24 protein-coding genes and 1 riboswitch are annotated in these 21,729 nt (G+C 46.1%); of the genes, 7 read left to right on the top strand and 17 right to left on the bottom strand.

The genetic code is table 11. The annotated features are described in order from the left end of the window. The first annotated feature begins 16 nt into the window (after positions 1 to 16). Both AS030_RS03975 and AS030_RS03970 read left to right on the top strand, forming a co-directional pair. Positions 17 to 1,114, top strand: a complete 1,098-nt coding sequence (locus AS030_RS03975) for a GerAB/ArcD/ProY family transporter (RefSeq protein WP_061968649.1) — start codon at positions 17 to 19, stop codon at positions 1,112 to 1,114. After that, a complete protein-coding gene (locus tag AS030_RS03970; RefSeq protein WP_061968646.1) occupies positions 1,107 to 2,189 on the top strand; it encodes a Ger(x)C family spore germination protein in 1,083 nt (360 codons plus the stop codon). The genes AS030_RS03975 and AS030_RS03970 overlap by 8 nt, the downstream gene beginning before the upstream one ends. 39 nt (positions 2,190 to 2,228) lie before the next feature. On the opposite strand, the gene AS030_RS03965 is transcribed toward AS030_RS03970, so the two are convergent. Together AS030_RS03965 and AS030_RS03960 are read right to left on the bottom strand one after the other, a co-directional pair. Beyond that, positions 2,229 to 2,891, bottom strand: coding sequence for a VOC family protein (locus AS030_RS03965; protein WP_061968644.1), 663 nt, complete (start codon positions 2,889 to 2,891; stop codon positions 2,229 to 2,231). A gap of 69 nt (positions 2,892 to 2,960) precedes the next feature. Beyond that, positions 2,961 to 3,326 (bottom strand): winged helix-turn-helix transcriptional regulator, encoded by a 366-nt coding sequence (locus AS030_RS03960; RefSeq protein ID WP_061968641.1) that lies wholly within the window; start codon positions 3,324 to 3,326, stop codon positions 2,961 to 2,963. Between the two features lie 134 nt (positions 3,327 to 3,460). Here AS030_RS03960 and AS030_RS03955 point away from each other — a divergent pair, with 134 nt between their 5' ends. From AS030_RS03955 to AS030_RS03935, 5 genes are all read left to right on the top strand, one after another. Next, positions 3,461 to 3,757: a hypothetical protein gene (locus AS030_RS03955; RefSeq protein ID WP_061968639.1), complete on the top strand. Its 297-nt coding sequence runs from the start codon at positions 3,461 to 3,463 to the stop codon at positions 3,755 to 3,757. 171 nt (positions 3,758 to 3,928) lie between these two features. Then, positions 3,929 to 4,963, top strand: a complete 1,035-nt coding sequence (locus tag AS030_RS03950; protein ID WP_061968637.1) for a C40 family peptidase — start codon at positions 3,929 to 3,931, stop codon at positions 4,961 to 4,963. A 127-nt stretch (positions 4,964 to 5,090) separates the two neighbouring features. Next, positions 5,091 to 6,590: a spore germination protein gene (locus tag AS030_RS03945; RefSeq protein ID WP_061968635.1), complete on the top strand. Its 1,500-nt coding sequence runs from the start codon at positions 5,091 to 5,093 to the stop codon at positions 6,588 to 6,590. Between the two features lie 9 nt (positions 6,591 to 6,599). After that, a complete protein-coding gene (locus AS030_RS03940; protein ID WP_061971517.1) occupies positions 6,600 to 7,715 on the top strand; it encodes a GerAB/ArcD/ProY family transporter in 1,116 nt (371 codons plus the stop codon). Continuing rightward, a complete protein-coding gene (locus AS030_RS03935; protein ID WP_061968633.1) occupies positions 7,712 to 8,839 on the top strand; it encodes a Ger(x)C family spore germination protein in 1,128 nt (375 codons plus the stop codon). Before AS030_RS03940 ends, AS030_RS03935 begins: the two co-directional genes overlap by 4 nt. 6 nt (positions 8,840 to 8,845) lie before the next feature. Here AS030_RS03935 and AS030_RS03930 read toward each other — a convergent pair whose 3' ends face one another. From AS030_RS03930 to AS030_RS03860, 15 genes are all read right to left on the bottom strand, one after another. Next, positions 8,846 to 10,180, bottom strand: a complete 1,335-nt coding sequence (locus AS030_RS03930) for a 5'-deoxyadenosine deaminase (RefSeq protein WP_061968630.1) — start codon at positions 10,178 to 10,180, stop codon at positions 8,846 to 8,848. A 22-nt stretch (positions 10,181 to 10,202) separates the two neighbouring features. Then, positions 10,203 to 10,305: riboswitch (purine riboswitch) on the bottom strand. 14 nt (positions 10,306 to 10,319) lie between these two features. Then, a complete protein-coding gene (locus AS030_RS03925; protein WP_061968627.1) occupies positions 10,320 to 10,946 on the bottom strand; it encodes a DUF1989 domain-containing protein in 627 nt (208 codons plus the stop codon). 11 nt (positions 10,947 to 10,957) lie between these two features. Beyond that, a complete protein-coding gene (locus tag AS030_RS03920) occupies positions 10,958 to 11,641 on the bottom strand; it encodes a cyclase family protein (protein WP_061968624.1) in 684 nt (227 codons plus the stop codon). Beyond that, positions 11,641 to 13,461 (bottom strand): adenine deaminase, encoded by a 1,821-nt coding sequence (gene ade, locus AS030_RS03915; protein ID WP_061968621.1) that lies wholly within the window; start codon positions 13,459 to 13,461, stop codon positions 11,641 to 11,643. The genes AS030_RS03920 and ade overlap by 1 nt, the downstream gene beginning before the upstream one ends. 4 nt (positions 13,462 to 13,465) lie before the next feature. Continuing rightward, positions 13,466 to 13,744 (bottom strand): EutN/CcmL family microcompartment protein, encoded by a 279-nt coding sequence (locus tag AS030_RS03910; protein WP_061968619.1) that lies wholly within the window; start codon positions 13,742 to 13,744, stop codon positions 13,466 to 13,468. Positions 13,745 to 13,756: 12 nt separating this feature from the next. Further along, positions 13,757 to 14,482 (bottom strand): hypothetical protein, encoded by a 726-nt coding sequence (locus AS030_RS03905; protein WP_061968617.1) that lies wholly within the window; start codon positions 14,480 to 14,482, stop codon positions 13,757 to 13,759. Between the two features lie 2 nt (positions 14,483 to 14,484). Then, positions 14,485 to 14,763 carry a BMC domain-containing protein gene (locus AS030_RS03900; RefSeq protein ID WP_061968615.1) on the bottom strand — a complete coding sequence of 93 codons (279 nt, stop codon included), beginning with the start codon at positions 14,761 to 14,763 and terminating at the stop codon, positions 14,485 to 14,487. A gap of 66 nt (positions 14,764 to 14,829) precedes the next feature. Further along, positions 14,830 to 15,147, bottom strand: coding sequence for a BMC domain-containing protein (locus tag AS030_RS03895; RefSeq protein WP_082635690.1), 318 nt, complete (start codon positions 15,145 to 15,147; stop codon positions 14,830 to 14,832). A 12-nt stretch (positions 15,148 to 15,159) separates the two neighbouring features. After that, positions 15,160 to 16,026 carry a hypothetical protein gene (locus tag AS030_RS03890; protein WP_061968613.1) on the bottom strand — a complete coding sequence of 289 codons (867 nt, stop codon included), beginning with the start codon at positions 16,024 to 16,026 and terminating at the stop codon, positions 15,160 to 15,162. A gap of 15 nt (positions 16,027 to 16,041) precedes the next feature. Then, positions 16,042 to 16,305: a BMC domain-containing protein gene (locus tag AS030_RS03885; RefSeq protein ID WP_276203838.1), complete on the bottom strand. Its 264-nt coding sequence runs from the start codon at positions 16,303 to 16,305 to the stop codon at positions 16,042 to 16,044. 18 nt (positions 16,306 to 16,323) lie between these two features. Beyond that, positions 16,324 to 17,664, bottom strand: a complete 1,341-nt coding sequence (locus AS030_RS03880; RefSeq protein WP_061968610.1) for a UbiD family decarboxylase — start codon at positions 17,662 to 17,664, stop codon at positions 16,324 to 16,326. Then, positions 17,661 to 18,230: a UbiX family flavin prenyltransferase gene (locus AS030_RS03875; protein ID WP_061968608.1), complete on the bottom strand. Its 570-nt coding sequence runs from the start codon at positions 18,228 to 18,230 to the stop codon at positions 17,661 to 17,663. The genes AS030_RS03880 and AS030_RS03875 overlap by 4 nt, the downstream gene beginning before the upstream one ends. Before the next feature lie 6 nt (positions 18,231 to 18,236). Next, the gene (locus AS030_RS03870) at positions 18,237 to 18,827 is read right to left on the bottom strand and encodes a cysteine hydrolase family protein (protein ID WP_061968606.1); all 591 of its coding nucleotides are present in this window, start codon (positions 18,825 to 18,827) and stop codon (positions 18,237 to 18,239) included. A 14-nt stretch (positions 18,828 to 18,841) separates the two neighbouring features. Continuing rightward, on the bottom strand, positions 18,842 to 20,314 hold the full coding sequence (allB, locus tag AS030_RS03865; RefSeq protein WP_061968605.1) for an allantoinase AllB: 1,473 nt from the start codon (positions 20,312 to 20,314) through the stop codon (positions 18,842 to 18,844). 92 nt (positions 20,315 to 20,406) lie between these two features. Beyond that, complete coding sequence (locus tag AS030_RS03860) at positions 20,407 to 21,729, bottom strand: nucleobase:cation symporter-2 family protein (protein WP_061968602.1); 1,323 nt, start codon at positions 21,727 to 21,729, stop codon at positions 20,407 to 20,409.

The following is a 21,729-nucleotide window of genomic DNA, read 5'->3' as shown; positions in this document are numbered from 1 at the left end:
AAAAGAGGGTGGGACCATGAATCTGCAGCCAAAAGAAAATAGATTAGTTTCCCCTTATTTTGCATTTTACCTGATTCATACGATGCAGGTTGGGGTAGGCGTACTGGGATTTCAACGATATATTGCCAAATCGGCCGGACATGATGCATGGATGGCAGTCATCACCGGTGGAATTCTTATTCACCTGCTTGTATGGATGAGCTACCGCATGTTGAAAAACAGTGATGGTGACCTTGTGGCCGTACATGAGGACATTGCCGGCAAAGCCATCGGCGGTGTATTAAGCACCTTATTCACTGTGTATTCGGGCTTCTTGGCCCTTACCGTTCTAAGAACATACATTGAAGTCATCCAGGTATGGATGTTTCCGCACATCAATACATGGGGAATTTCCCTGATTCTATTGGGCGTTGTCTATTATTTTGTCAGCGGCGGCTTCCGTATTGTTACTGCAATTGGGTTTTTTAGCTTTATTCTTGGGACACCGCTTATCTTTTTAAAATACTTTGCCGTCAAAGATTCTCATATTTATAACATCCTGCCTTTATTCGACCATTCCGTAACCGATTATTTTGTTGCAACAAAAACGATGACCTTGAACTACCTTGGCTTCGAAATGCTTTTGCTGTACTATCCATTTATCAAACATCCCGAAAAGTCGGAGAAATGGTCGCAATGGGGTGTGTTTTTCAGCATTTTACTGTATCTCATCACAGCGGTTGAATCGTTTGCCTATTACAGCCAGGGCCAGTTGAAGCATACCATCTGGGCGACACTTACGCTCTGGAAAATTGTTGAGTTGCCTTTTGTTGAACGATTTGAATACATTGGGATCTCCATATGGCTGTTTGTCGTGCTTCCCAATATCTGTATCGCCGTCTGGTGTGTCACGAGAGGATTTAAACGCGTCTATTCGATCAAACAAAAACATACGCTCATTCCCGTGCTGATTCTGATATTTGCGGGGACCCTCTTTTTCAAAGACCGGCAGGAAATTGACCTTCTAAACAGCCTGGTTTCTAAAGCAGGCTATTATATTATCTTTTTTTATATTCCTCTTTTATTTGTACTGCATTGGCTCGTTCTGAAAGTCAGGAGGAAACAAAATGCCTAAATCAAATCTGATGACGGCCGCCATTTTACTTTTCCTTGCTGGGTGCACTCCGCAAAAGCAAGTACTAGAAGATATTCAGCTTATCGGTGTGGTTGGCTACGATTATGTCGACGGAAATAAAATTCAAGCCACTGTTTCCGTACCGACAACCGAAGGCGGGAGCGATCAGGCGGTCTTATCGAGCACCACTTATTCGGCCCGATCCCATACAAGCAAAAATATCCGGCAGGTCCTGCAGGCGGAGTCGCCCAAGCCTTTTGCGTCCGGTAGGGTTTCTGTGATCATATTTAACGAAGAACTTGCGAGCCGCGGAATCACCAAGATCATCGATTCCCTGCAACGGGACCCATCTGTCGGAAGAAACATCTACCTCGCAGTGGCCAAAGGGTCGACAAAGGACATGTTATCAAAAGATTATCCAGTAGGTGAGATAGTTCCTGCCTACCTGAAACAGATGATTGAGCAAAACATGAAGCTTACCTTTCCAAGAGCCAATTTCCATCATTTCAATTACAGCTATTATGGAAAAGGAAGCGATTCATTTATGCCGCTCCTTGATACAAAGCATGGCCATATCCGCATTGTCGGTGTAGCCCTCTTTGACCATTCCAAATACGTTGACCATATCAGCTTTGAAGATTCTTTTATTTTTAAACTGATGTACCAAAGCTTCCGGCAGGGATCTCATGAATTTAAGCTCGGAAAAGACAATTACCTGACGCTTGAAAATTTGTCATCACACGTCAATTATGATATTTACAATGCTAATACCAACCCAAAAATTAATATCACCATCCATGTGAGAGGTAAGGTTAATGATGCGGCTGGAACCCCGCTGTATCAAGGGAAAACGATTGAAATGATTGAAAAAACCATCAAAAAACAAACAGAACATGACGCGGAAAAGATGGTGGACCGTTTTCAAAAAAAGGGAATCGATCCCCTTGGCCTGGGCGATAGAGCCAGAAGCAGCGCAAGGCGTTTTAATTTTAAAGAATGGAATCAGAAGTACCCGAACATCCCTGTTCATGTGAAAGCCAATATAGAAGTGACACAGGGCGGTATTGTGGAATAAAGAAAAGCCGGCACATCATTTTACATGTGCCGGCTCTTTTTAACTCATCAAAGTATATGGATACCCATTCAGGCTTGTTTTCATCCGGCCCTCTTCCAAAATGATTTCTGCCGGATAAATGTTTGCTTTCTTGCCTGAACCGAGCCAATTTCTTTTTTTATCGGACAGGATCAGCAAGCCGTCTGCGTCCCCAAGCGGGGCAAACGATGCACTGTCATTATGGTATATATTCAGGTTTAATTCCTTTTTCAAATGATCTGCTGCTTGTTTTACATTATCCACCGGCATGCCGATCTCGCTGATATTCAAGATATCCCGGCTAGTAAATGGATGCTCAGTGCCATTGTTCAGCGTATGCCGGGCAATCAGCTCGACAATGTTGCCTGCAGGGTCGTAAAAATAACAGGCATGCGCATCCCAATTGGTAAAATATATTTCATCCTTATCATCAACCGTATTTAAAGGGACAAGGGCACTTGCCCATTTCTTCGCCTGCGAAAATTGGTTATCAGGAACGGTAAACGCAAAATGGTAATACGATTCCTCTGTCCCTTCAAGAAAAGTGAGCACCGAATCACCTGCGGCGATTCTTAAAGAACCGGGTAAACGGCTCTTCAGCAGAGGCAAACCCAGCACATCATGGTAAAAGTTTTTTTGATCTTCCATACAACAGGTGCGGAGGATCACTTCTTTTATCTTCACTCAGGTACCTCCCATCTTTATAAAGGCTAGTCTTGTAACCTTTTTGCTCTTAGGAGTTAATCTGCTTCTTTAAGACAGCTCTGCTTCGCTTACTTCCTCGTTGAAGTTGTCCCCTACTTTTTGCTGGTGCGACTGTCCCCATTTCTCCATCATCCGCAGTGTATCTTCAAGATCCTTTCCGTATGGTGTAAGTGAATAGACCACTTTGGGAGGCACTTGAGGATATACGGTCCGGGTAATGAGGCCGTCTTCCTCAAGTTCCCGCAGCTGTTGCGTCAAAACCTTTGGAGTAACAGAAAAGAGCTGATCCTTCAACTCCCCAAAGCGATAATCCTTTTCCTGCAGTAAACAAAGGATGACTCCCTTCCACTTCCCACAGACCACATCCAATGTCACTTCTATTGGGTGAAAATACTGCTTTTTTCTTTCCTTCATGAATCCAATCCCCCTGATTATTTAGTGATCCATGGTATCCAAAAAGTAACTACCTATCAAAAAAGTACATACTATTTAAATTTCCAATGTACCAGTATACTTAGTATAGAACAGATTCCATGAAAGGAAAATGTATGAAGAAAGAAAATTTTCATCTTAAAATATCCCTGCTTAATAAAGCAGGAAAAACCTATGTCCACCCCGATGATCTTCCTGCCGTCCTTAATCTGCTGCACTCCGCGTCAGAGGCAGGGTTAGCGGTAAAAATAGAATATTTCGATGATATATTGGCCTACCGTACGGCCACTTCCGTTGTAGGAGAAACCATACTAAGTGTAAATAAATCAACCAATGAAACACTTTTTTTTGGTCCCTATACATTTAAAAATCTCGCACATTCCCTGAACATCCAACTTTCATATCAAAAATAATCCTTGCTGTCTGAAAAGATCCTGCAAGGATTTTTCGTTGAAGGAAAGCACTTACTTTTTTACTATCCCCTTCTTCCGATCCATGACTTTCGAACGAAAAATTTCTGATAAAAAGGAAACGGTTCTCCTTTAACGGAATTTTTTATTATCTACAGAAAAAGGAGGCTCAACATGAAGTACATAAAAAAATGGACAGGAACACTTTTTGCAGCAGGATTAATTTTCTCAATGTTTACGGGAACAGCAAAAGGTGCAGATACCCCGCAGACAAAGGACCTATCTCCTACGACGGCTTATGTGGATGTAGCTGCAGCAACGCTTTGGACAAAGCCTGCACAAACCAGGCCACTGGACGCACCTTCACTGAGCAATCCCGTTGATCTGAGAAAATGGACAACGAGCATGACGTACGAGGATAAACTATGGCTTGTGGGTCCACTCGAAACGCAGGCTTTGTACGGGAACAAAGTCACCATTACCGATCAGCAGGGAGATTGGGTAAAAGTAGCAGTCGACGGGCAGCCAACACCAAGACTGGAAGCCGGCTATCCCGGCTGGATGCCGAAATCACAGCTCGTGTACAACAAAAAGTTCGCTAAAATGAAAGAAGCAACAAAGCCTTTCGCGCTCGTTAAAAGCCCTACCACCTGGCTGTATAAGAACGCTTCTTTAAAAACAAAACAAATTGAAATCAGCTATAATACGAGACTTCCGGTCTCTAAAGTAAAAAGCACATCAATTGGGGTAGTGACACCAGAAGGAAAAACGCGTTACCTTGACCGCAAGGACGTACGAGTTTACCTGACGGATGAATCCATTCCCACCCCTACAGGCGAGGACCTGGTGAATGAAGGCAAGAAATTCCTCGGACTGCCGTATCTTTGGGCGGGAACCTCCGGATTCGGATTTGACTGTTCCGGATTTACTCATACGCTTTATAAAGCCGCAGGCATTACGATCCCAAGGGACTCAGGACCTCAGTCCCGCTCAGGCACACCTGTTGCAAAAGAAGACCTGCAGCCTGGAGACCTGCTATTCTTTGCCTATAACAACGGAACGGGCAGTGTCCACCATGTCGGCATGTATGCAGGAAATGGCATGATGATTCATTCACCAAACTCCAGTACCACTGTAAGAATCGATAAAATTGAAGGAATCTATGCTCAAGAATATGCGGGAGCAAGACGCTATCTTCCAGAAAATTAAACGAATCGAAGCACGAGCCTTTTCCTTTTGTGAAAAGGCCCGTGTTTTTTCTTTGCACAAAAATTGACCGTATAATTACCTCCTGTTTAGCCCACTCTGTTAAGAGAAACCAAAGGAGGCTTTGTCCATGTTTTTTAAAAAAGGAATAAAAAAACAGGGGCCTTCCGAGAAAGAGAAGACCATTGAGAGTTTCCCTGCTTCCAAAGAAGAGGTGATCTCTTTTTTCCGCCAGCAGTTTCATTCGGCCGCCGATCTTGTCATTAAAGAAGTCTGTCCTCATCTGACTGTGCTTTATTTGGAACCGCTGATAGATGGCCAAATCCTTCGTGAACAAATCCTGCAGCCCGTTCAAAATAAAAAGATCCATTCTTTAGAAGAATTGTATTCAATTCTTTCTGTTGGCGATGTGAACAATGAGAAAGACCCCGAGAAAGCCGTAGAATCTCTTCTTAATGGCAGTACATTGCTTCATTTAGATGGTACGCCAAGAGTACTTCTCGCGTCCACCCCGCAATCCATTACACGGTCATTAAGCACACCAGAGCTTGAGTCTCAGGTCATCGGCATGCAGGTGGCATTTAATGAATGTCTTTCCACTAATATTGGCCTGCTTCGCAAACTTATCTCAAGTACTTCATTTTGTCATGATCAGCTTGTGATCGGTCATCAAAGCAAATCACGAGCTTCTATTGTTTATCTGAAAGAAATTGCATCGGAGGAGCTGGTAACTACCGTTAAGGAACGAATCCAAAAGCTGTCCATTGACGCGCTCATAGATACTCCAGTGCTTGCAGAACTCATCGAGGATAATTCGCTGTCCATCTTTCCACAAAGCATTCTGACCGAGCGGCCGGACAGGGTAGCCTCTCAGCTGACGAATGGAAAAATAGCGATTTTGATTGATGGGAGTTCCCATGCTCTTCTTCTTCCAAATCCGCTGATTGAATTCTTTCAAAGCAAAGAAGACCAGAATATCCGATGGCAGATTGCTACTTTTTTACGACTGCTTCGTATTGGTTCTATGGTCTTTTCTATATTTGCAACTTCTTTTTATGTTGCAGCGTTGACTTATCATTATGAGGTGCTACCCCAACCCCTGCTTGTTCCACTGGGGGAATCCCGGTCCAGAGTTCCTTTTCCGCCTGTTTTTGAAACGTTGCTGCTGGAAATCGTGATTGAACTTTTGAGGGAAGCTGGAGCAAGACTGCCTACCAAGGTAGGGCAGACCATGGGTATCGTTGGAGGTATCGTCATCGGCACTGCAGCTGTTGAAGCCGGATTTACAAGCAATATCCTCATCATTATCATTGCGCTCAGTGCCCTTGCTTCATTTACAAGCCCAAGCTACATGCTGGGAAACGTTATTCGCCTGCTTCGCTTTCCAATCATCATTCTGGCAGGCCTTTGGGGGTTTTACGGTATCATGCTGGGATTCTGTTTTATTTTGATTCATCTGCTTCGCCAGTCCACCCTTGGTGTTCCATACCTTGCACCCTTTTATCCTCCACGGTACAAAGACTGGAAAGACAGTATCATTCGCTTTCCCGCACAATTTTTATATAAACGTCCCGATGCTACCCGTCCCCAAGACTCATACAAATTTCCTCCATCAGATGGAGAAGGTTAGGTGACGGCCATGAAAATTAACCTGGCAGAACGCCCCCAGCATTCGATTAGTGCACTCCTTTTATTTTTTATTCTTCACTCCGTGCAGGTAGGAGTGGGTCTGCAGGGATTTCAAAGAATCGTTTTCAAAAGTGCGGGCCATGATGCCTGGATTTCGGTTTTAATTTCTGGTATCTGGTCAGTTATTGTTCTTTTGATTATGGTGAAAACCCTATCCTTTTATGAAAATACAGATCTTTATGGCATCCATTTTGATGTGTTCGGTAAATGGATTGGGGGTCTGTTCAGTGCTCTTTATATGCTTTATTGCCTGTTTGCCTTTTTCATCATCATTCGCAATTATGTTGAAGTCATCCAGGCCTGGCTGTTTCCGCAGCTTGATGCCTGGTTTGTGGCTCTTACCCTTGTGGTGATGGCCATCTATACGGTGTCAGGCGGTATCAGGGTATTGGTCGGGCTTTGTTTTTTCAGTGTGTTGTTCAGTGCATGGATGATCCTGCTTTTAATCTTTCCCATTGAATATGCGGATTGGCGTTCCTTGCTCCCTGTCATGGAAGCGAACATAACTCATTTGATGAGGGGTGCTTATGATATGACCTTTACCATCATTGGATTTGAAGTATTGTACTTTATCAACCCGTATATCAAAGAAAAAGAAAAGACACTGAAGTTTTCTGCGCTCGGTCTGGCGTATACGCTTTTTGTTTACTTATCGGTGATGATTGTTTCACTCGTTTATTTTAGCGGGGCTCAATTGGAAAACACAATCTGGGCGACCCTGACTCTTTTTAAAATCATTCATTTTCCCTTTGTTGAACGGTTCGAATATCTGGCGATTACCTTCTGGATGCTTATCATTCTTCCGAACTTGGGGATGTACTTGTGGTGTGCAGTCCGGGGCATGAGCCGTGTATTCCATCGCAATGAGAAGAGCTACATCTATTGGTTTTCCTTGCTGATCATTATTCCAGTCTGTTTTGTGAAAACCAGAAATGATGTAAATACGCTCAATGGCTTTTTTGCAAAAATTGCTTTTGGGGTAGTCTTCTGCTACCCATTCCTGTTGTTTGCTGTTACATGGATCAAGAAAACATATAAAGAGAGGAAAAGGAGGAAATCCATATGAAGACGTTTCCCCTTATTGTATTACTGATATTTTCATTGATTCTTTCCGGGTGCACGGAACCAAAAATCCTTGAACGTGTCGGCTTGATCACTGCTGTTGGCTATGATGATGCGGAAGATGGAAGCGGGAAAATAAAAGGAACAACGGCGGTCCTTCAGGTTGATCCTGATGCGCTGCAAAACGTTGATATAATGACGGACGAAGGATACACGAGCAAAGGCATCGTCAACCTGGAAAATTTACGGTCATCAAGGAAAATCCGATCCGGCCAGCTGCGGGTCGCACTGTTCAGTGACAGACTTGCCAAAAAAGGACTGATTAATTTTGCTGACTCACTCGCTCGAGATCCCTCAATCAGTGAAATCGTTTACATGTGCATTACTGAACCGACTTCGGCTGACATTCTTAATCACCAGTATGAAAATATCCCCGATATTGGAGAATACCTGTACAGGCTCCTGGACCAAAATATCAAGAACGAGGAAATTCCTTCACCTACCATTCATGAATTTATGAAGGGCCACTATGCAGCCGGCTTTGATCCGGTCGCTCCCATTCTGAAGAGAAAAGGAGAGAGTGTAAAAATCAACGGCATTGCTCTTATGAAAAATGATAAAATGGTCGGAAAATTAAACACCAAGGAAGGCTACTATATAAAGCTGATCAATGGGAGATATAAAGGCGGCAATATGGAATTTCTTCTTCCTAAGGGGTCATTGGATCCCATTTTGCCCAAAAAAGAGAATAAGGGGATTCCTGTTGCCATCGATACCTTGCAAAGCAGCAGCAAAATAGACTTAATCAATGCAAAGGAAAAGAAATTTAACGTATCATTAAAGATCAGGGCCCGGTTGCTCGAGATCCGTGTCCCGGTAAATCTGGATGTTCCGAAAAACATGGTCTTTGTTCAGAACGTGATACAAAATAAAATAAAAAAACAAGCAGACGATGTGATTAAATATGCCCTTTCCAAAGAAACAGATCCGTTTGGGTTTGGTGAAAGCTACCGAAGCTCTGTCAGAAACTCAAATTTGACAAGAGATCAATGGCACAAAGACGTTTCCAGCATAAAAGTGAATGTCGATGTGGATTTTAAACTGCTTCGCACAGGTGTAATCGACTAGTCCTTATCAATAAACTCCTTCACTTCGTTTCAGCAGCCGCCGGATACATTTGTTCGATTCATGGAGAACCGTATGTTTATCCATCCTTTTCATCATGCGATTTTCCATCGCGATGTTTCCATCAATAATCACCGTCTCGACATCCGCCCGCGTAGCTGAATAAACGATACGGGAAATGGGGTCCGTTCCATAGGATGGATACATATGAAAATCATTAAGATTCAGAATGGCCATGTCCGCTTTTTTTCCCACTTCAAGACTTCCAATCTCATGTTCCATGCCGACTGCTCTTGCTCCGCCGATGGTGGCCATTTTAAACACGGTTTTTGCATTCATCGAGGTTGGACCGTGAATCGGTTTTTGGATGAGAGCAGCAAGCCTCATTTCATTTAGCATGTCCAGATTGTTGTTACACGGGGCTCCATCTGCACCCAGGCTGATGAAAATATCCTCCCTCAGCATTTGCGGCACCTCTGCAATGCCGGAAGAAAGTTTCAAGTTGGAGCCCGGACAATGGCTTACCTTCACTTTGCGTTTTTTGATGATGCTTTTTTCCTCCTCATTGAGCCACACACAATGAGCGAGAATTAATTTTTCGTTTGCAAGTCCGATATGATCGAGATACATCACATTTCGCATTCCCGTTTCCTGTTCGACAATGGCGATCTCACCCTTGTTTTCTGCCGCATGGGTATGTACAAACACGCCATGCTGCTTTGAAAGATTACGCACTTCGGTGAGCAGCTCCTCACTGCAGGAAACAACAAAACGTGGGCAAAAAGCATATTGAATACGGCCATTTTCCCTCCCATGCCACTTTTCCAGCAGGTCAGCGCTCTGCTGCAGCGACTTTGACGTACTTTCCCTCAAGGGGCTTGGAACATCCGTTCCCTTATCCATCATTACTTTTCCCGACAGAGCCCGTATGCCGCTTTGTGCGATCGCTTGAAATGCAGCGTCCGTATGATTGACGGTTTCCATATCCACGATGGTGGTTGTGCCGCTCTGTATCAGTTCACCCGTTCCCAGCAATGCCGAATAATAGATCGATTCTTCATCATGGGAAGCTTCAAGCGGCCATATTTTTTGCCGGAGCCAGTCCATCAATTCGAGATCATCTGCCTGTCCCCTGAATAAGGTCTGGCACAGGTGAATATGCGTTTGGACAAAACCGGGAATAACCGTTTTATGTTTCGCATTAATGATGACATCCGCATGGCGGTCGAGCCCCGGCCCGATCTCTTTAATTCGGTTGTCCTCAACGTAAAGGTCGCCATGTACGATTTCTTCCTTTTCGTTCATTGTGATGATTTCAGCGTTTTTTATGATCAATGAAGACATGCTTTTCCTCCTTATCGGGGCAAAAAGAAAAGAATGATTTCATAGCATGGAATATTTAAGGTACTCCAGTAGATACTTTCGATCCGTATTATCGAAACTATATGAAATCGATATGGGTTTACTTCTAAAAACCCTAATGTTAAATACGTGCTTTATTTAAAATCTGAAGTTTTAGTTCCGTTACTTTAAAGCCGTTCACCGGTGCAAGATCCTGGGAACAAGTGGAGCAGGCAACGATGACATCATCCAGTGCTTTTAACCGTACAAAATCTCCTGGCTTGGAAAGCGGTTCACTGATAACGTAATCTCCATTTTCATCAAGAATATTATTCATAAACCAGTTGATCGGATCAGGTACCGGAAGATGACCGAGTGAATAATAGGCTAGCGCTTTGTTTAAATTATCATGGCAGTTCGGATGGTCTTCGAGTCCAAAGTCTACTTTGTACCGGTAATAGTCGCAGGCTGGAAAGAAAAAATCATGCTTGCCCACCGTATCCTGAACCAGCTGCATGAGCGGCCGCCGGCGGTTGCTGTACAGCAGATCGCCTGCCTTCAGTGAAATACTGCCTAAGCTGGCCCTCATATGAACAGGCGAAACATATTCATCCGGATCTTGCAGTGAAAAGCAGACAAAGTCCCCAACCTGCTTTCCATCCACATCAATAATGATAAGCTCCTCCCCTGCTTTTATGAGGGTGCTTCTGCCCTCATAAGCCGGAATCAAGATTTCCTCCTTAATTCGGTAGGTATCGTGAATGGACATGGCTACTCCTCCTATTCAATAAAAACAGCTACAGCCCGCACTGGCGACCCCGTTCCATTCCGGATTCTTAGTGGGAGGCCAAAATAGAGGAACCGCATATTTGCGACCTGATCAAGATTACAGAGGTTTTCCGTATTGGTGATGCCGTATTCCTTGCAGATCAGGTGTCCCGAGTAGTCCAAATCCAGCGGATTGTCAATAGCAGGCGCATCAATTCCGATGTTTACCACCCCTTTTTCAGCAAGCCATCGGGCACCTTCATAATCCAGGCCGGAATACCTGTTCAGCCATTCCTCTGTTCCATAGGCACGGTTATAATGCCCTGTATACAGAAGGCATATATCTCCCTTTTGGAGGAGCTGTCCCGAACGGTCCAGAGCATTTTCCAGTTCAACTGGTGTGATATAGTCTTCCGGCTGAATGTGGGAGAGATCAAGACAAACGGCTGGTCCGTAAAAATAGTCAAGCGGCATTTCGTCAATATACTTCCCGCCGGGATCATACTCGTAAGTGGCGTCGCTGTGTGTCGGTCCGTGCTCATTGATGAGAAGGTTGTTTGTGGCAAAGGGGAAACCGATCTTTTTAATGCTTTCCTCATGAGAAAGATTGGGAAAAATCATTGTTTTTTGATGAAGAGGAAAGACGGGCATGCCCTGGTAAATCTCCTGCGACAAATCAACAAGTTTCACCCCCATCAGCCTTCCTCCTTCAATACAGTAGGAATAACCGTAAAGGAATCCACGTCGATCAATCCCATATCAGTTATTTTCCATTCCGGGCTGGTTACCAGCGACAAGAAAGAGAGATGCATAAAAGGAACATGGATTGCGCACCCTAATTCCTCCTCTGCCAGCCGGTGAAGTTCAGCAATTCGTGTACTGACTTCCTGCCCTGTCATCTCGTCGGTCATCAATCCTCCGATGTTCAGTGGCAGATCGCCGACGACTCGTCCGTTATGAATCAGTGCAATTCCGCCATTCATCGCAATTACCCTGTTCACCGCTGTTACCATATCTTCGTAATTGGTGCCGCAAACGATGATATTGTGCGTGTCATGCGCCACGCTTTCGGCAATCGCGCCTCGTTTCAACTGAAACCCGTGAAGAAAGGTTTTTCCGATACGACCTGATCGGCCGTGCCGTTCGAGAACCAATAGGGGCAATACATCCTGCTGGAGGCAAGGCTGGATCTTTCCATCACGAACCGATAACTGGAATTGTGCCGAACCAGTTAGATTTTGATCCGGGATCACCTTAATGGCCCGGACATGTGCCCTGGATCCAGAAGCTTCAATGGCCAAATCATCTATTTTTACCGATTTGCGTTTGACAGAGCATTTGACAATTTCAGGGTATTTGTAAGCAGGAAGATCGATGATTAGTTCCTTTTGCTGTGCAGCTTTTTTCCCTTTAAGATAGACTGAATCAATCGTCATGTTCATCAGATCATTTATGACAGCAATATCGGCCTTTTTTCCTGGAGTAAGCACACCACTTTCTTTAAACCCAAAATGGGCAGCGGCATTGATGGTCACCATCTGGATCGCCTCGACCGGATCGATTCCCTGTGCAATGGTTCTTTTGACAATGTCATTCATATGGCCCATCTCCATAAGGTCTTCCGGTACCACATCATCTGAAACGAGGATCGCACGCCGGGAATCCATTCCTTCTTCCGTGATTGCCCGGATGCATTCTGCCATATTCCGCTGGGATGATCCTTCTCTCATGAACACACTGACACCGTTGCGCAGCTTTTCCATCATTTCTTCTTTGGTCGTCGTCTCATGGCAGGAAATGTGGTTTCCTCCGCTAATAATATGGGCCGCGAGCTCTTTTCCGAACAAAGCTGGTGCATTTCCCTCCACCGTCTTGTTGATGCTTTTTGCGTAGGAAACAGACGCTATAAGATCATCAATGAGTTCAGGAGCATGCTGGTAGACCGGTCTGACATTGCTGAAACCCTGAATCTCACCAATCCCCTGTACGAGAGGATCATTTAGCAGTTCTGCCATGTCCCCTGATCCAATGTCCCTTCCTGCTGTCTCCAGTCCGGGAGCATCCGGCGTTAAACAGGGAACGGTAAAATAGACCGTGTTGGGCAGTCTCCTTGCCTCTTTAATCATTTCCTGTATGCCATGCACTCCGAGCACATTACCAATTTCATGTGGATCAGCAACAATCGTGGTCGTTCCGGTGGGGATAGACAGCCTGGAAAATTCAGTAACTGTAAGCATTGCGCTTTCAAAATGCATATGAGAATCAATAAAACCAGGGCAGATATACTTACCTTCCACATCTTCCACTTTGGTTGAAGGTCCTTCCAGGTCTGTGCAATCCCCAACCAATAAAATATATTCTCCTTTTATGGCCACATCGGCTGGATAAATTTCACGTGTGATGACATTAATAAACTGGCCGCCCTTTAAAATGGTGTCTGCATACTGGTTGGCATCAAGCAGCACATCAATGAGTTTCCTCCATTGAATGGCTTCTTTAATACCTTTTGTGTCCATATTCCTAACCTCCCTGCCTTTCCCAATCGAGACTGTCAATGATGCCCACAATGGCTGCATCAATGGGTGCATCCTTATTGGCCGCCGCCCGGGACGCCATGCTTCCCGTAACATAAAGAACCTTCTCTCCTACACCCGCACCTACCGTATCTACAGCAATGATCGGCATGCCGCTTTGGGATTCACCCATGCCGATCGGCTGTGTAATCAGCAGTTTTGTGCCTATCAATTTATCATCCTTTCGTGTAGCTGTTACTCTTCCAATCACCACGCCCATGTACATATTCGCTTCCCCTTACTTTCTGGCAATCGAAATTTTGTGTTGTTTTGCCGCATCCCTTGCCAACGGTGTAATGATTTCATGCTTCTCTGCAGTAATGAATTTCCGGCCCTTTTTTAAAGCCTGCAGCACATCCGCTTCTGTAATCAAGGCGTTTTTTTTCTTTTCTTCCAGCCAGGACAGCACGCTGTTATCTGAGCCCTCTACTTTGATGCCCATCTTTTTAAGCTGAGTCATTTGGCTGTAAAGCTTATCGTTTAAGTGATCTGTTCCGAGGTTCAAATTTTTATTGGCAAACACCGGATGAAAAGGATTTGCACCGCACGACAGTGCAACTACTTTTTTACCGTTAAGCAATGCCTGCAAAATAAAGCGTACCAAGGTTCTTTGGTCATTAAACCGCAAAAGGTCGGAAACTAAAGAAAATGATAGAACCGGTATGAGGACATAGTCGGTTCTCCGAAGAACATCCCCTGTTAAAAAGGATTCCGGATACAGGGCGTCGTGACGGCACTCTGCGGCCAGACTGGCAATCGTAATATGCTGCAGCAGCGTTCCTTCTGCAACGATTTCCATCCGGATTCTCTTTTTCCCCGCTTCCCTGAGCAGTGTCCAACCTTGCTCCATCCCTGTGAAGTGATAGGTTAAGAGTGAAAGGACACGCGGAACTTCCTTATTCTCCGAAAAAAGCAGTTCAAGCAGGGTATTTTTTACGACCGTACTCTGCCTGGCGCCATACACTCTTATTCTCCTTTAGACAGCAGCGCTCTTTCAATTTCACTGTGGGGGCGTGGAATGACATGTACAGATACCAATTCTCCCACACGGCTCGCAGCACTTGCCCCCGCCTCTGTAGCCGCCTTTACCGCACCAACGTCCCCTCTTACCATGACGGTCACCAGACCGAATCCTACCTTTTCGTACCCGCAGATTTCCACATTGGCAGCTTTCACCATGGCATCTGCGGCTTCAATTGCACCGACCAGGCCTTTTGTTTCAATCAAGCCTAACGCTTCGCCCATTCTATTATTCCTCCTGTTTTCTTGGATTGGCACCGTTGATGCTTTTTGTTCATTACCTTCAGACATTTAACCCCTCTCCGTTTGTTTATCTGCATTCAGCTTAAACCGGGACAGGAGTTTTTCTGCCACATTGCTGTGAGTGCTTGGAATAACGTGGGCTGAGATGACCTTCCCCACCCGTTCGGCCTCCTTTTTCCCTGCATCAACCGCTGAGGCCACGGCGGCTACATCTCCGCTGAGGTGAAGGGTGACACCTAATGCCCCCTGAACGCCAATTACTTTTTCGATCGCCGCAATCTTCACATCAGCGGCTTTTACAGCGGCATCTGCTGCGGATACAGCGGCACAATATCCGACGGTTTCAATCATGCCCAATGCATGCACATTTCTCACTCCTTACTGTTGGATTTCTCCGAAAAAACCGGGCAAATAGCTGGCAAGCTGTTCATGAGCACCATAAAGAACCAGATATTTCTCCTCAATCCTGTATCTGATATTGGTTGATGCGAGCTCTTGCAGCACCGGCAAAAGAAGAGAATAGGATTCATACCGGCCAAGACCTTCCATAATGGCAACAGCCCCTCTTATTCCCGTGAGTTCCAGCTGGTTCAACAGCCATGATCCCGGCTGCTCCAAGTAAAAAAGTTTATTCTTTTTTTTCGTTTGACGGTTTAGAGATTGCCACATGTTTTCTGCGGTAGTTTCAAGTAACCTGCAATCGTTATGAAAGAGTTCCAAAAGAAAGGCCGTCTTCCCGTTTTTGTCCCATTGAATGAAATATTTCATATCCTCCGTACGGCTTAATTCCTCCTGAAGGATGACAAGCTGTCCGGGAGATGATACAGGAGCGGAGAAAACGGCAACTCCCTGGGCGGGAATTGGGCGATGAAACCATTCCAGCCTTTCATGCGGAAGATTGGTATAGAGCCAGGCGGCCAGACCCGATGGGGCTGATCCGATCAGCCGGCCGCACGGTTGTCCGGCGGCGGTGTTTTCGGTCCCATGATTTGCAGGTACAGTTATTCCTCTCTCAGCTCCCTGGGCAAGTGTCAGGATATTCAACCGGGAAACGAGCTCATCATCTGGAGATGTGATTTTCTCATTATTTCCCTTCAACTCGTTCAACCGTTTTTCCCGCATGGCATTCTGATAGTTTGGCCGGTGCAGCTTCTGATGAACTGCAGGAGGCTCTTTTTCCTTTTTTGGCGGCCGTTCAGCCGGGCGAAGCACTTCTTGAACAATCGCACGCATAAATTCTGACACGAGCTCCCACCTCCCCTACAGAATCTTTGCCAGTTCGGAATGTGGCCGTGGAATTACATTCGATGAGATGAGCTCTCCCCCTGTTTGAATGTGAGCCTGCCTGCCCACTTCAATGGCGGACGAAACGGCAGCCACATCTCCCTCTATAATGACTGTAACCAATCCTGAACCTACCTTTTTAAATGAGGTCAACTGAACATTTGCCGCTTTAGCCATCGCATCCAACGCTTCAACAGCAGCCGTCAGCCCCCGTGTTTCAATCATGCCGATCGCATTCAATCCTGCGTTCCTCCTTGTTTACAAATAATCTTTTAAATCAATCGGACCAAACGGAACAGAGGTCCGCTTAAACACCTCTTTTTTGTCCAAAGGAACAGTTGCATCCACACCCATCTTCGCCGTGACCCCTCTAAGGTTGTGAGAGGCTTCAAGAGGCGAGCCCTTTGCACCCGGAACAATGAAAATATCCTGGTCGGCCTGCACCCTTACCGCCAGCGCCCACTCCACATCTTCCGGGTTAAAGATGTCCACATCTTCATCCACGACAATCACATGCTTCAGATCCTTATCACTGGCAAAAGCTGCAAGAGCAGCTTGTTTCCCGTCCCCTTCTGTTACCTTTTCAATTTGAATCACCGCGTGGAACCTGGCCACACCACCCATGGTGATATGAACTTTTTTTACATTGGGCACGGTCTGTCTGACCGTGCTCAACAGCGTGGCTTCACGTACGAGCGCCATGGGCAGCCGTTCTTCATAACTTGATGGGAAAATCGTCTGGCAAATGGCCTGATCACGGTACGTAACCGCAGAAAACTCAATTACAGGCTGCAATGCGCGGGTTCCATAATATCCGGCCAGTTCACCGAACGGCCCTTCCAACTCCCTTGCATGAGGCAGCACCTTTCCTTCCAGCACAATCTCGGCTTCAGCAAGAACTTCCAGATCGACCGTCCGGCACTGAACCACATCCAGCGCCTGGCCGATCAATGCTCCCGCTACATCCAGCTTGTCGGTATGGTACAGGTGCGTGCTGATTTGTGAGCTGAGAACCACGGCCGGAACAACACCAAACATAACGGCAACTTCCATCGGTTCATTCCGCTTTTCATAATCATAAAATTGATGAAGCAATTCGGGGGAAGTAATAAGAACACTGGTCTTGTTCTCTCCGAGAAACTGCATCCTTCTGATGGACGTGTAGCGTCTTAGGCCTGAAGGGTCCTTGACCACAAGAATTCCTGAAACATAATAAGAACCTGAATCCTCTTCATGAAACGTAGGGATGGGGAAAAGAGTATCCAAATCGAACGAGCCGAGAATGACATTGTCATGCACTGGCCCGGAGGCCACCAAGTGGGTTGGGATGGGAGTTACAATCGACTGGATGATTTTTGGAATAAGCTGATTGACAGGAACACCGATACTGTCCGCTACAAGCTGGCGGTCTCCTCCGAGGCCTCCGACCATGGGAGAGTGATAGCCTTTTACGTTTTCAAAATAAAACGGCTGCTTTCCCTGTTTTGATTTAAGGACGGCTCCCAGTTCATAAAGCGGATCCACCTCTCTTTTTACACGAAGAAGCTTTTGTTCGGAATCCCACTGGTCCAGCAGTGAACGAAGTGTGGCTGGATTCATTCTTTCTCCCCCCATCGCTCCAGAAGCGCATGGTCAATTCCCAACATGTCCAGAATTCTCCCGGACATAAAGTTCACCAGCTCCCAAATCTCCTTCGGCTTATGATAAAAACCTGGTGAAGCGGGCATAATGCAGGCTCCTGCCTCCGCAAGCCTCGTCATGTTCTGAAGATGGATGAGATGAAAAGGAGCTTCCCTTGGGACAACGATCAGCTGCCGTCTCTCCTTCAGCACGACGCTCGCAGCACGGCTGAGCAATGTGTCACCGACACCATTAGCAAGTGAACCGAGCGAGTTCATCGAGCAAGGGACAACCACCATTCCATCCGTTAAAAAAGATCCACTGGCAATGGAAGCAAATAAATTTTTATTGCTGTGAATCTCAGCATACGGCTTCAGTGCTTCCATGCTGATCCCGCATTCAAACTGCAGCACCTTTTCTCCCATCTGGGTAACGATCAGGTGCGTTTCGATTCCCAGCTGATGCAGGGCCCGGACGAGCGAGTAGCCATACAGAGCACCGCTCGCTCCTGTTACACCGACAATGATCCGTTTGTTTTGGCCCATGGCAGATTATACGACCTGGTTGTTATTCGAGAACTTTTTTCTTGCCGCTTCCATGTACTCTTTCGTTGTCATGATGTCTCCGAATAAATCAATGTCCCGAAGTCCGGATTCATGCATTGAATCATCCTTGGAGGCTGTGGAATCCGACAGGCAAATCACGTTGTAGCCATGATAAAGCGCGTCAGAACCGGTGCTTCTCACGCACACATTGGTCCATACCCCTGTCAGCACGACGGTATCTATTTCCTCTTCCCGGCAGAACAAATCAAAATCGGTATAGCTGAATGCACTGTGTCTTCTTTTTTGAACCACATAATCTCCCTTGCTTTCATCCGGCTGAAGTTCGGGAATGAACTGCGAGCCCCATGTTCCTTTTATCGCATGAACAGGACGGACCCGGAAATCACGGTCATTTTGCCGGTGAGCTTCCTGGACGAACACAACCTGTATATTCTCTTCATGGCAAAAGTCCACGAGCTCTTTAATGGCTGGAACGATTTTCTCTCCATTTTCACAGCGAAGTGCCGCTTTTTCCCCAATAAAGTCATTCAGCATGTCAATGACCACAACCACATGCTTCTTTCCCCTCAATTCCATAGGCATCTCCTTTCTTATTTGCTTTTTTCCAGCTGCTGCCGTGCGGCTGATGGTTGATTTGCCGTTTCATAGTTTTCATACTTCAGCATTCGCTCAAGGCGCTGGATGCTCTGTCGTTTCACGTATTCTCCGTATCCGGCTGTACCTGTAATTCCGCCTTTTTCATAGTCATAGACAACGGTTCCTCTTAAGATCGTCCGCACCGGGCGCCCTTTGAGCTTGATTCCGTGCAATGGATTGTATTTGGCCATCGACTCTGTCTGTTTTTCATCAATGACCCACTCATGATCAAGATCAATAACCGTAAAATCGGCATCACTGCCGATTTCCATGGCTCCTTTTTTCGGATAGATGCCATAATGAACCGCGGCATTCTTGCTTGTTACTTCAACAAAACGGGATAGCGACAGCCGTCCTTTGTTCAGTCCCTCGCTGACCAGGATCGGAACCATGGTCTCCACACCCGGAATGCCAGGGAAGCTGTTCCATATGGAAGAATCGGCTGCGGCCTTTTCAGTTGCGATTTCATATGGCGCATGATCTGTGCCTACAAAGTCAATAGTTCCATCTGCCAATGCCTGCCAGTGAGCCTGGTTATCGTCCTTGCCTCTCAGAGGAGGAGCGATTTTGGCAAAGGTTCCTCTTTCGGTCATGGAGTCCTGTGCATTCAGCATCAAGTAATGAGGACACGTTTCCGATGTCACCTTAACACCGCGTTTTTTCGCTTCACGTACCAGTTTAACGCCTTCTTTGGTGCTCATATGAACGACATGAACACGCGCATCCGTGGCTTCTGCATAGCTGATAATAAGTTCAATGGCTACTTTTTCCGCAAGCGCCATCCGTGCTTCTGCCCAGGCCGGGCCATCTTCCCTTCCTTCATTCTTCAGCTTTTCTGTATAGAAGGTACAAATATCATAGTTCTCCGCATGAACCCCGATTGGCATTCCTGTTTTTGCGACTTTTTGAAAAATCTCCAGCATTTCGCCATCGGACACTTTCGGAAAGGTTGGCACGGATGGCGTCATGTATACCTTGAACGCTACAACACCTTCATCGATTTGTGGATAGATGTTATCGATCCAGCCATTGCGGGCATCCTCTCCCGTCATGCCGCCCCAGAAGCAATAATCAATATACGCCTGTCCCCGGATTGGAGCGATTTTTTTCTGAAAGCTCTCCCCATCTCGTACAGAAGGCTTGGAACAACATGGCATATCAATAATGGTCGTTAATCCTCCCGCTGCCGCTGACCGTGAACCTGTCGCAAACGTTTCCCGGTGGGTGAACCCTGGATCCATAAAATGAGTATGCGGATCAATACAGCCTGGAACCACCAGTTTGCCCTCCATGTCCAGTACCTTGTCCGCATTTAAGGTTTGAATATCATTGCAAAAGCCGGTAATCCTGCCCTCATGCACGAGAATGTTGGTGATTACCGTCCGGTCTCCTTGTGGGATCATTGCATTTTTTAAAATCAGATCCATTTCCGACTCTCCTTTAGACTTTTTTAGAACAAAACAGTGATAAGGAACGGTACTGGCAGGGGGCCAGATCGCCGTCCCCGAACCATAAGCTGTTATATTGCGTCCCCATCGGCTTTCAGCTGCTTCATCCTTTCCTGCTCATGTATATTCATAGACTTGAAATTAAATACTAGATTCAGCAAAATTGCCGTTAAACTTCCAATGACGATCCCATTTTCCACAAGGAGCCTTACACCGTCCGGAAGCTCGCTGAACACCATGGGAACGACGGCAGTTCCTAACCCGATTCCTACCGAACAAGCGACAATCAGAAGATTTTCATTGCTTGAAAAATCGGCTTGTGACAGCATTTTCACACCTGAAGCAATGACCATTCCAAACATCGGTACCATCGCCCCGCCAAGGACTGCCGTTGGAATAATGGTGGTGAGAGCCGCAATCTTGGGAAGCAGGCCCAGAAGTATTAAAAAGCCGCCAGCGGCAATGACCACATTTCTTGTTCTTACTTTTGTCAATGCCACAAGCCCAACGTTCTGTGAGAAGGATGTATAGGGAAAGGAATTAAAAATTCCGCCAATCACAATAGCAAATCCTTCTGCCCTCAAGCCTTTCTTAATGTCCCGGGATTCAAGCTTCCGGTCGCAAATGTCCCCTAACGCGAGAAATACACCGGTAGACTCAATCATGCTCACAATGGCGACAATAGACATGGTGAGTATGGCCGAAACGTGAAATTCAGGCATTCCGAAATAAAACGGCTGTACCATATGAAACCAGGACGCATCTTTAACAGGGGTGACATCCACAATCCCCATAAAGGAAGCAAGAACGGTTCCCGCGATCAGAGATAACAATACAGAGATCGCCCGGACATAGCCTCTGGAAAACCGGTTAATTAAAATGATCAGCAAGAATGTAAAACTTGCAAGTGCCAAATTTTCCAGACTGCCAAATCCTTTCGATCCAAGTCCCCCTGCCGCATTGTTCATGGCAACCGGGATCAGCGACACCCCGATAATGAGTACAACTGAACCTGTTACAACCGGCGGAAAAAATTTAAGGATTTTGCCGACAAACTGTGAAAGCACCATGACGACCAGTCCCGAGGCGATAATCGCGCCATAAATCGCCGTAATTCCTTCAAGTTTTCCAATGGCAATCATGGGCGCCACAGCTGTGAATGTACAGCCGAGAATGACCGGTAACCTGATACCAAAATGCCTACCGCCAATAACCTGCAGCAGGGTGGCAATTCCGCAGGTAAACAGGTCAATAGAGATCAGATAGGCCAGCTGCTGGGCATTCATCCCAATGGCCGGTCCAACGATGAGCGGTACAATGACTGCTCCGGCATACATGGCAAGAACATGCTGCAGACCAAGTACTCCTACTTTCCACGTTTTCAATTGAGCCAT

The sequence above is a fragment of the Fictibacillus enclensis genome (assembly GCF_001457035.1).
In the GTDB taxonomy this organism is placed as follows: domain Bacteria; phylum Bacillota; class Bacilli; order Bacillales; family Fictibacillaceae; genus Fictibacillus_C; species Fictibacillus_C enclensis.
The sequence above is the reverse complement of the archived record's forward strand: the minus strand, read 5'-3'. Positions and strand labels throughout refer to the sequence as shown.